Raw genomic sequence first — 11038 nt, 5'->3', positions numbered from 1 at the left:
ATGCTAATACATTTTGCCTGGGTAATCCTACCAAAGTACTGTCGATTGTGTAGTAATTTAGAGAAAAGGAGGGAGACCATTTGAAGGAGCGCTGGAAGGGGAATCTTTATAGAGTGTAATCTTGAAATAAAAAAACTAGCGATTATTTAATCGCTAGTTATTAGTGCAGGATGAAGTGTATCATTGTTTTTGATCTAAGTGATGACTAAAAAATGTTAGCAGGCTTGCACAGACTGCAACGAGTCCACCGACCCATGTTACATTCATTAAATTCCCTTGATGATAGACGATGCCGCCTAATGCAGAACCAAAGGCAATTCCTACGTTACTTGCTACAGGCATTAGTGAAGCGGCTAATCCTTTAGCACTTGGCTGGTAAATTTCAGCGAGATCAATTAAATAAAGCTGAGTAGATGTTGTTAACAGGATAGCCATTAGCGACATTAAGCCTATGTTAGCTAGTCCTAAAATAAATTGATGGGTGGTCCAAAATAAGCATATTAGAACAATTGCCTGCAGGAGAAAAACAAACCGAAGGCGACCGATAGGATTGTGATTGGCAATTTTACCAGCGAGTATATTGCTGAATATCGAAATAAACCCATAGCCAAAAAGAATAAAACTAATGGAATTATGTGGGGCCCCCATCCCCTTCAAAATAGGAACAAGGTACGTAAAGACTGTATATGTTGCACCAAATCCTAGGGCAGGAATGAAAAAGGCCATTAAAATACGCGGCTTGAGTATAAGAGAAAACTGATCCCGTATGGAGCTCCGTACTTGACTGAGACCATTTGGTAAGGCAAAAAAGGATGCCATAAACGCAACCCCTCCCAGTAGAGTGGTTAACATGAAGGCGGCATTCCATCCATACGAGTTGGAAATGACAATACCAATCGGTACCCCCACGACATTTGCCAGTGTGAAACCGCCGAAAACGAATGATATAGCAAGTCCCCGTTTGTTAATTGGCATGGTTTCGCTTGCAACAATCATGGCTAGAGAAATTAATACGCCCGTTACAATTGCTGTCATAATACGAAGTATCAGTAGCATAATGTAGTTCGTAGAAATAATGCACAAAGCATTAAAGACAATGAAAGATGCTATCAAAAACAGCATCCATTTACGCTTTGGAAAGTGACTTGTTGCGGACATCACCAGTGGTGTAGCAACGGCAAATGTAATGGCAAATGCAGAAACGAGTGTGCCTGCTTTTGCATTCGTCATTTCTAGACTTGAAGAAATATCAGTCAAGATTCCGACAATTACAAATTCGCTTGTCCCCAGCACAAATGTTAATGAAGTAAGTGTTAAAATAAGTAACCAATGTCGCTTGGATAATTGTGTGTGGTGCATAGATACCTCTTTCTTAGATGAATATATATGTGTCACAGAGTAGATAAACAACCTAAACATCATATCATAATATTTTTACAAGAAAAATCACGAGATTATTGGATTTACACTTTCGATAAAGCTACTGATTTTAAAAGCTACATCAAGTATTGTTAAACATTATGCCTGCTACCTCCATTTTCAATGAAGGAGGAATATACTAAATTTGCACGAACCTTTACATAAAGCAATCTTGTTCAATATCTGCCATATTCACTCAAAAATACTACCTTTAAAAGGGAAAAGGAAGGTTCAAGATGATTCAATTCCAAAACAATATTATGACAGTTTTTCAAAGTGCGTTATATATGACTACTTCAGCAATCATTCAAACGAATGAAGCAATCATTATGACAGATCCTAATTGGTTGCCTAACGAAATTCAAGAAATTCAAGATTATATAAACAATATTCAAGGTAACAAGCAACTATATATTATTTATACACATAGCGACTTTGACCATATAATTGGTTCAGGAGCGTTTCCAGAGGCCAAGGTAATTGCCTCTAAACGATTTGCTGACAATTTGAATAAAGCAGAAAGCATTCAAAAAATTCATCAATTTGATCAAAAGTATTATTTACATAGGGGTTATTCCCCAGTATACCCTTCAGTTGATATTGTCATTTCTGAGGATGGTTATACATTAGAGTTGGATTCAATTACGATGACCTTTTATCAAGCCCCTGGTCATACGGAGGATGGTTTATTTACAGTGATAGAGCCATATGGGTTTTTTGTTTCCGGCGATTACTTGTCGGATGTTGAATTTCCATTCATCTTCAGCAGCTATAAGGATTATGTAAATACAATTAATAAGGCTGAAAAGATTTTACTCACTCATGCCATCACAACCCATATACCTGGTCACGGATTAACAACACAAAATCTACAAGAAATTCAAAAAAGGATCGATAGCTCAAAGTATTACTTAACAAAGCTTCCGCACGATAAAGGAGAGTTAGAACAATATTTAAGGAGTGAGTATTCATTTTTTGAGGGGATGAAAAGGATTCATAGTGACAATAAGGAGATGATCCAAAAAGAAAATTTAGAAGAGCAATTGAAGTCTTCTAAAATGTAATGAAGTGTATGACAAAGCAACCAAAAAGGAGATTGGCTTGCAATAGCCAGTCTCCTTTATTATGAGGGTTACTTTGTTAATTCTTTTCTAGTGAAGGCTGCAAGTAGTTCACGTACTTCATCAGTTGAATGGGCATTGATTAATTGAATGCGTAATTGATTAGCTCCCTTGAAGCCACGCACATATATTTTAAAGAAACGTTGTAATGCTTTAAATGAACGAGTTTCAAATTCCTTGGAATATTGATCATGAAGATCAAGGTGAAGGTATAGCAAGTTCAGGTATTCTTCAGCACTATGCTCTTTTGGATCTTGTTCAAAGGCATATGGATTTGAAAACACGCCTCTCCCAATCATTATCCCATCGATACCATATTGCTCAGCTAATTTTAAACCTGTTACTCGGTCAGGGATATCTCCGTTGATCGTTAGCAAAGTTTCAGGAGCAATGTCATCCCGTAGTTTTTTAATATCCGCAATCAATTCCCAATGTGCGGGGACCTTGCTCATTTCTTCTCGGGTACGTAGATGAATAGAAAGATTAGCGATGTTTTGTTTTAAAATATGAGTGAGCCACTCACGCCACTCTGCTACATCTGTAAAACCAAGTCTTGTTTTTACGCTAACAGGTAAACCACCAGCTTTAGCGGCTTGGATAATCTCTGATGCTAATGCAGGATGAAGTATTAAGCCGGCTCCTTTACCTCGCTCAGCCACATTATCGACGGGGCAACCCATATTAATATCGATACCTTTAAAGCCCAGCTCTTTCATGCCGATACTCATTTGACGGAAATGTTCAGGGGTGTCTCCCCAAATATGGGCAACCATCGGCTGTTCATCTTCTGTGAAAGCTAAGCGGTTACGAACGCTATCCATACCGTCTGGATGACAATAGCTTGTCGTATTGGTGAATTCCGTGAAAAATACGTCGGGACGACCTGCCTCACTAATGACATGACGAAATACAACATCTGTCACATCCTCCATAGGTGCTAAAATGAAAAATGGCCGTGGTAAATCAAGCCAGAAATTATTTTCGTTCATTGATGAATATCCTCTCTTTCCAAAATACTACCTTGCAAAAAGATAACATATTTCCTTTATTTCTTCACAATTAAATGGCCTAGCCTAATACGAGAAACTTCAGAGATGCTCTTCTTTAAATTAGTGAGGATTAAATGTAGGTCTTCACAGCATTTTTATTGTTAATCTAAAGGGGGATGTAATTAGTATTTATAAGAAATATTGACATTTATTTTTCAGACCACTAAGCTTAATTGGAAATAGAGCAGGGAGGAGGATTGCCAGTGGAATTTGTGACATTACATTGTCCTAATTGTAATGGGAAAATTGAATTTAAAGAGGGGCAATCATTCAAATGTCCGTATTGTGATACTGAAATAATGTTAAAAGAAAATAAAGTCTACTATGTAGATCAAACGATTAATAACTATTATGGGACAACTGCTCCTCATACTACGATACGACCAAAAACGAATATAAAAGCACTTCTTCTTATACCGATTGTCTTTCTATGTATATTTTTTGCTTATTTACTTTTAACCAATAATCAAAAAGAAGAAGGAAATTATGGAGTAACATCTGTACGAACAATACCTGAAAGTGAGGTTCTACTACACTTTTTAAAGGATGTTTTTGAAAAGGGGGCAGTAATGCCAAGTAAAGAGGAAATCGCAAGTATTCGTTATTTGGCTGCCTATTTTTCGGAGGAACAATGGCATTTTGATTACAGTCTGGACGATCCGTTTACAAATAAGGAAGCAGAAATTGTGACCTATACTATTCAGGATAAGTTATTAAATACGCAAAAAATTGAACAAAAGGATTTCGAAGCATTTACTGGATTGACTGTATTGAAGCTGATGAATGATTATGAAATAGCGCAAAGTGAAAAAGTAAGCTTTCGACATTTGAAAAACTTGAAAAGCTATACAGGAAGCTTTAATGAATCTTTTAGTAAAATTGCGGAATACTTTAGCGATAAATCAATGGTTTCAGAACTCTCTATCCAAATTCGAAATAATAATGAACTTGCCTTATTGTTAGAGTTTCCTAATCTTCAATCCCTAGAAATATCGTATATGACGGAGGAGGTCACAGATTTCCCGCTTCTAAATAAATTGCCGCTAAAATCTCTGTCATTAAAATTCACCAATGATTTAAATTGGCTGTCTACTTTAACGAATTTAGAATCATTAACAATCGATATTAGTGAGGCGACAGATTTTAGCTCTTTTTATTCACTGAATCAATTACAGAAATTGAAGCTTACATCGGTAAGAAATTTAAAAACACTTGATTTTATACAAAACATGCCTAATCTACAATCACTTGATCTTGAATATATGAACATCGCCAATTTAGAAAAATTAAGAAATAAATCATCTTTAACAAAGCTACGTTTATCTTCTCCGGGTCAATTGGAATTACTTGATATTGTGAACAGTCTAACATCACTAACGGAGTTAACGGTAACTGATTATTATGGCGATACATCACCGATTGTAGCCCCCCATTTAAAGAAGGCTGAAATTACAGGTTCTTTTATACCAAAGCTAGAGGCACCTAGTTTAAAAGATTTGACTGTCTATATAAGTGGAAAGGATTCGACATTAAATGGTGCAGAATTACTTAAATACCCAATGCTAGAACAACTGACGGCGAAAGAGTATGGGGTTTTTACAGAGATTAGCTCTTTAAATGGCTTACCCAATTTGCAAACACTACATTTAGACGAGACATTTTTTGATGAAGAAACGAGTGAACTATTCAATCTAAAACATGTAAAAACATTAAATTGTTCAAAATGTAATTTTCAATTTAATAGTGAACATCCATTAACGAACAGCGTGCTGTTGCATTTAACTTTAAATGATGTATCGATGCGAGTAGGTAATGGTGATTGGGTGCATGAGGATGATAAGGTGATGCCTTTCTTTGCTGGTTTTTCAGCTCTACGTTCATTTACTTTACAGGATAGTTCATTACAATCGTTGAATTTTATGGAGAGTTGGCAACAAATTGAGGTTCTTCATTTAGAAAACAACGCTATTTCAAACATAGAGCCTTTAGTGAATCTACCCAATTTGAAAAAGCTTTATATTTTAGGAAACCCGGTACAAAATCAATCCGCTCTAGATAAAGGAATTGTGATTTATTAAAGACATGTGCGTGCAATTTAAAATATTTTATAGTTTATTTCATGAAAGCTCGTAGTGGTACACATGTGAGAAGCAATAGAATAGTTTTTATGGGAGGACCGGAAGATGAAGAAGTCAGAAATGATGGATCAGTATTTAGATACTTATAAAGGAAAGGCTAGTAGTACCGATATTTGGCATGTTGTAGATTTAATTTATAAGATTAATTTAGATGAAACTCCTATTGTAAATAAAGAGATGGTAGGAACCTCTGCATTCTCAGGAAGAGAGGTAATAGACTCCTTTCTACAACAATATGCGGGAGATATAACAGGGGCAAGGGTTCGGAGTATTCTAAATGAAATGTTTGGTGTTAATTTAGATGCCATATCCTCATTAGAAGGAGCAAGAATATCTTTATATTCAAAGGGTCAATGGATTGTTCAGCATGAAAAAGATTTATTTGTCGTACATACGGGAGCTGGAGATATAGATGTGAAAGTCTATTCTACAAATTATTTTTTTGAACAAACTGGACTTAAGGAGTTACCAACTAATTTAACACATGAACTAGCAAGTATCGGATATTATTTCGATGATACAATGGATAGCTACTATTTCTCCAATCCCACGGGTGAAGCAGTTTCAGATGCTTTTAAAGGAAAAACAATGGGAGCAATACTCGGAGTCATTCAACAGTCATTCTCGCATTTATAAATCAAAAAGGTCATATAGAGGATGTATTCATCCAACTATATGACTTTTCTTCATTAGTGATAACGTTTATTTTCCAAAAGAGGATAAAAATTTAACTCGATCGCCCATGGGAGGTGTATTATTGTCAGTTAAAACTACTTCCAATACAGCTGGACCATTTAAATTCATTAGGTGATGAAGCATATCATGATGAAGGTCTTGTAGCTCAGTTACTTGGAAGCTTGGTATATCCATCGCTGAAGCCATAGCACTAATATTAATGGGATGCTGCTCAAAGGATGGGTGAGTGCGCTTAAACTGTAAAGCATGTCCATGGTATACCATCCCTAAACGAGCATTATTCATGACAATAAATAATATGGGTAGATTATATTCTTTTGCTGTTAAAATCTCCATCCCATGCATGAAAAAGCAACCATCTCCTGTAATACATGCAACAGGACGTTCAGGTTCGGCTAACTTTGAACCAATGGCAGATCCAATCCCACTTCCCATTGCTCCAAAATGGACATTAATATTAAACGTATCATAATCTACTACTTTCATATGATGAATGACATAGGACATAAATTCACCAATATCAATAGCGTACCTTGTGGAGGAAGGTAAATATTTTTGAATAGTTAACAATACATTTTTCGTGTTATATTCCCCTGTGACTTCTTTATAAATCTCTTTATTTTCTTTAACCTTAAATGGAGTTTTTGCTAGACCGTTAGCTCGTAGTTCTTCAATAAGCAATAGTAAACTCACATTGATATCACCTAGCACAGGTAAGTCAATCTCATATTTTCGGTTGAACACGGTTTGATCAAAGTCCATCTGTATCGAAAAACGATTTTTAGTAAGATTTAAGTTGTAGTTATTCGTGGCTGTTTCACCTAAACTTGAACCGACAATTAATAATACTTGCCCATCGCCATCAGCTATTAATTCTGAGGCAGCCTCGTGACCCGCAAAGCCGAAAACACCAACTAGGAGAGGATGATCCTCTGGAATATACCCTTTTGCCTGTGGTGTTGTTATAATTGGCCAATTTAGAATTTCTGCTAACTCTAGTAATTGTTCAACAGAGTTTTTTACGCCTTGCCCTACCAAAATATAGCCACTTCTTCTATCTAATAGCTCTTCAGCTACATTTTTAATGGTATCTATTTCAGGAACAATGGCTGTTCTTTTTGGTGGAGCTGGTATTTCTACATGTGAAATTGTTTCATGTTGAATATCTATTGGTATAGCAATATGTACAGGACCTGGCACGCCAGATAGGGCAATTTCTGTGGCTTTTACTATTTCTTTGAGTAAATCCTTCGATTCTTTAACCGTTACGCTATATTTAGTAACTGGACGAAAGATTGGTTCAGCATCTAACTCTTGAGAGGCATTTAAACCGATCGTGTTAACAGGAACAGCACCGGTTAAAAATAAAACCGGTAAATGCTCCCGCATAGCATTTGCGGCACCTGTTACTAGATTTGTTCCTCCAGGGCCACTACAACCAATACAAACACTCAAATGATTGGAGTATTTTGCATAAGCTGCAGCCATATAGGATGCTGCTCCTTCATGTTTTGTGACAATAGGTGTTAATTCACTCATATCATTGAGTTCATCAAAAAATGCATTGACTGAGCCTGCTGGAATACCAAAAATATACTGCACACCACTATTTTTTAAATACTCTAAGACTGTGCGAGCTGCTTTCATCATCATTTCCCCTTTGCATAATAATGTAATAGGCTAACAGAAATATTTTTTCATAATTTCTCCAGCTTTCATAGGCTTACTGAAAAAATATCCTTGCATTAAATGACAATTTTGTACCAATAAATAGTCCGCTTGTTCTTTTGTTTCGACTCCTTCAGCAATAACCTCCAGTTTCAAATTTTGAGCTAAGGTAATGATTGTATTTGTAATAGCTGCTGCATCATCCGTTAACATTTCTTGTACAAAGGATTTATCAATTTTTAATGTGGAAATTGGTAAATTTTTTAAATATCCTAAAGATGAATAACCTGTACCGAAATCATCAATAGCTAAATTAACCCCAAGTCCCTTCAATTGTTTCATCGTTTTTAAGGTTACCTCTGTATTTTTTACAATTAGATTTTCTGTGAGCTCTAGCTGTAAATATTCAGGAGACAGATCGGCTTCATGTAAAACATTTTCAATAATAGAAAATAAATTATTCTGTTCGAACTGATGGACAGATAAATTCACAGACATACTGATTAAAGGAAATCCTTGATTATGCCATTCTTTTAATTGCTTGCATGCTTCCTTAAGAACCCATTCACCTATCGGGACGATTAATCCTGTTTCTTCAGCAAGTGGAATAAACTTATCGGGGGTAATCATGCCATGTTCTCGATGATTCCACCTTAATAAAGCTTCTACACCCTTAATTTTATTTGTTTTATAATTTATTTGAGGCTGATAGAAGATCATCAATTCATCACGCTCTAAAGCCTTATATAAATCATTCTCAAGTTTGATACTCTCAAAAGTCCTTGTATCCATTCCTTCACTAAAGAAATGGTAGCTAGTACCTGGCGTTTCTTTTGATTTGTACATAGCTGTGTCTGCATTTTTGATTAACGTGTCTGTAGTATCGCCGTTTTCAGGAAATAAACTTATACCAATACTTGTTTTAATATATATTTCATTGTCAATCAAATTAAATGGTTGAGAGAAAGAAGCATTGATACAATTTATAACTTTTAAAATGTCATTCTCACACTTAATATTAGGTAAATAGATTGTAAACTCATCCCCACCTTGCCTTGATACAGTTGCATCTTCTGGGACGCAGGCACTTAAACGTTTGGCAACACTTTGAAGCAATAAATCCCCATAACTATGACCTAACGAATCATTTACTAACTTGAAACGATCTAAATCCAAGTAGAGCACAGCTAATTTTTCACCATTTACTTTTGCATACTTCAGTCCCTGCGTTAGTCTGTCTAATAAAAGAACCCTATTGGGCAAATCCGTTAAACTATCGAAATAGGCATGGTATTTAATTTTTTCTTCTAATTGCTTTCTTTGCGTTATATCTTTAAATGTAATCACTTCGCCTACGACCTTATCGCCTTCTTTTATAAAAGAAGTGACGTATTCGACGGGGAAGTAGGTATGATCTTTTCTAAAAAACACTTCGTAGCTGTTAAAATTTGTATTTAAAAAGGGTGAAACAGGAATGTTGACCTCTGCCTCACAACCACTCATAATAATTTCAACTGATTTTCCAATCAAATCTCTATCTGTTTCATACCCCAGCATGAGCGCACCGGCTGGATTGCAAAACGTAATGTTTCGGTCAAGATCTAATCCGAAAATGCCCTCACCTGCCGAGTTGAGAATTAACTCTTTTTCACGGCTAAGTTGCTGTAACTCAGCGACAACACGTTCAAGCTCTTTATTTTTGTCTCTTACTTCCGATGTTCTCTCCTCGATTATAATCTCTTGTTTTTCCATATATAACTGATTAGATAATGCAGACGCAGTAGTATCAACAATGGACTGAGCTAATTGTAATTGAGTCTCTGAATAGAAAAATGGTTTATTTTCAAGATTAACAATGGAAATTTGTCCTAAAATTTCACCCATTGAAATCAAAGGAAACATCACTAAACCATTTATGCCGAAATTACGACAAACTTCATGATTTGGCCTGTCATCTTCAAATACATTTGGAATAAGAATGGCTTTTTTCGTTTCAAAAACCTCCTGCATGACAGAATCATTGCTCTCATCAATTTGTATTTTGTTATGTGTTTTAAGCCAATTCTCTTCGGTCCAATCGCTATCCTTACTCAACTTAGCCGGTTTAATACTTTTTTCTGCTAAAGGATCTAATAAGTGAACACCTATATTTTTATTATCTAAAACCTTTTCTAAGTAGAAAAAGCATTTATCAAGGCTCTCCTGTAGTGAAGAGCACATGGATAAATCACGTGTAACATCGAGCAGTAACTGCTTTTCATTTATAAGATGCTCTTTATAAGTTAAGTTGTTTGCGTTTTGAATGGCAACCGCAGCCATATTTACATAGGCTTCAACCGTTTGAATTTCTTCCTCAGTTAAATTCATTGGAATTCCATAATCAAATAAAAAAACAAGGCCAAATAACTCTTGTTCAAAGGAAATAGGAAGTGCTAATAAAGATTTAATATGAAATCCTTCAACGGCTCTAGGGTCAGGGCGATTATCTCTTGAAGTATCAGGAATATAGATTGTTTTCTTTGTTTCAATCACTTCCTTTGCCAGCAAATCTATTTCGGTTTCAATGACATGCATATTTAATGTCCAGCCGTTAATCACCTCTGGTTTTCCTACATATCCTCTGAATGTTCCATCTTCTTGTGGCAAATAAATTCCCACTGAATCACAGTTGACGATTTCTTCAGATATTGCGATTGTTACCTGCTCCAATACTTCACGTAAATCCAACTTCATGTTTATCATTTTCGTTATATTGGCCAGTCGAGAATATCTCGTTTGTTCTATAGACATGTAAATGAACCCCCAATTTTTTGTCATTGTCCTGTAGAAAAAATGTTAAATTTTTGCTTTATTCGTATCGAATGTCTTATTATTGTATTTTACAGTAGTAATAAACAGGTAGGTAAAAAAATGTATAAATTAGTTAAAATTCCTTAAGAGTATGTTG

The 11038-nt window shown here is 35.5% G+C and carries 7 protein-coding genes; 3 read left to right on the top strand and 4 right to left on the bottom strand.

Annotation, left to right across the window (positions count from 1 at the left end):
- Nucleotides 1–180: 180 nt before the first annotated feature.
- Nucleotides 181–1359, bottom strand: coding sequence for an MFS transporter (locus tag ACE1MS_RS22505; RefSeq protein WP_447402629.1), 1179 nt, complete (start codon nucleotides 1357–1359; stop codon nucleotides 181–183).
- Nucleotides 1360–1655: 296 nt separating this feature from the next.
- Here ACE1MS_RS22505 and ACE1MS_RS22500 point away from each other — a divergent pair, with 296 nt between their 5' ends.
- Nucleotides 1656–2483 carry an MBL fold metallo-hydrolase gene (locus ACE1MS_RS22500; protein ID WP_447402628.1) on the top strand — a complete coding sequence of 276 codons (828 nt, stop codon included), beginning with the start codon at nucleotides 1656–1658 and terminating at the stop codon, nucleotides 2481–2483.
- Between the two features lie 68 nt (nucleotides 2484–2551).
- Here the strand turns inward: ACE1MS_RS22500 and ACE1MS_RS22495 are convergent, their stop codons facing one another.
- Nucleotides 2552–3529 (bottom strand): tRNA dihydrouridine synthase, encoded by a 978-nt coding sequence (locus ACE1MS_RS22495; protein WP_197223654.1) that lies wholly within the window; start codon nucleotides 3527–3529, stop codon nucleotides 2552–2554.
- A gap of 263 nt (nucleotides 3530–3792) precedes the next feature.
- On the opposite strand from ACE1MS_RS22495, the gene ACE1MS_RS22490 reads away from it, so the two are divergent.
- Both ACE1MS_RS22490 and ACE1MS_RS22485 read left to right on the top strand, forming a co-directional pair.
- Nucleotides 3793–5667 carry a leucine-rich repeat domain-containing protein gene (locus ACE1MS_RS22490; RefSeq protein WP_447402627.1) on the top strand — a complete coding sequence of 625 codons (1875 nt, stop codon included), beginning with the start codon at nucleotides 3793–3795 and terminating at the stop codon, nucleotides 5665–5667.
- Nucleotides 5668–5772: 105 nt separating this feature from the next.
- Nucleotides 5773–6363: a hypothetical protein gene (locus ACE1MS_RS22485; protein ID WP_012296171.1), complete on the top strand. Its 591-nt coding sequence runs from the start codon at nucleotides 5773–5775 to the stop codon at nucleotides 6361–6363.
- Between the two features lie 66 nt (nucleotides 6364–6429).
- Here ACE1MS_RS22485 and ACE1MS_RS22480 read toward each other — a convergent pair whose 3' ends face one another.
- Complete coding sequence (locus tag ACE1MS_RS22480) at nucleotides 6430–8070, bottom strand: thiamine pyrophosphate-binding protein (protein WP_196243931.1); 1641 nt, start codon at nucleotides 8068–8070, stop codon at nucleotides 6430–6432.
- Nucleotides 8071–8103: 33 nt separating this feature from the next.
- On the bottom strand, nucleotides 8104–10881 hold the full coding sequence (locus ACE1MS_RS22475) for a bifunctional diguanylate cyclase/phosphodiesterase (protein WP_031416784.1): 2778 nt from the start codon (nucleotides 10879–10881) through the stop codon (nucleotides 8104–8106).
- Nucleotides 10882–11038: the final 157 nt, after the last annotated feature.

This window comes from Lysinibacillus sp. fkY74-1 (assembly GCF_053165895.1).
Note: the sequence above shows the minus strand (reverse complement) of the source record. Positions and strands in the feature narration are given on the sequence as shown.

Bases quoted from the DNA above. Each gene is read 5' to 3' on its own strand.
- ACE1MS_RS22505 (WP_447402629.1), bottom strand. From the start codon at position 1,359: ATGCACCACACACAATTATCCAAGCGACATTGGTTACTTATTTTAACA.
- ACE1MS_RS22500 (WP_447402628.1), top strand. From the start codon at position 1,656: ATGATTCAATTCCAAAACAATATTATGACAGTTTTTCAAAGTGCGTTA.
- ACE1MS_RS22495 (WP_197223654.1), bottom strand. From the start codon at position 3,529: ATGAACGAAAATAATTTCTGGCTTGATTTACCACGGCCATTTTTCATT.
- ACE1MS_RS22485 (WP_012296171.1), top strand. From the start codon at position 5,773: ATGAAGAAGTCAGAAATGATGGATCAGTATTTAGATACTTATAAAGGA.
- ACE1MS_RS22480 (WP_196243931.1), bottom strand. From the start codon at position 8,070: ATGAAAGCAGCTCGCACAGTCTTAGAGTATTTAAAAAATAGTGGTGTG.
- ACE1MS_RS22475 (WP_031416784.1), bottom strand. From the start codon at position 10,881: ATGTCTATAGAACAAACGAGATATTCTCGACTGGCCAATATAACGAAA.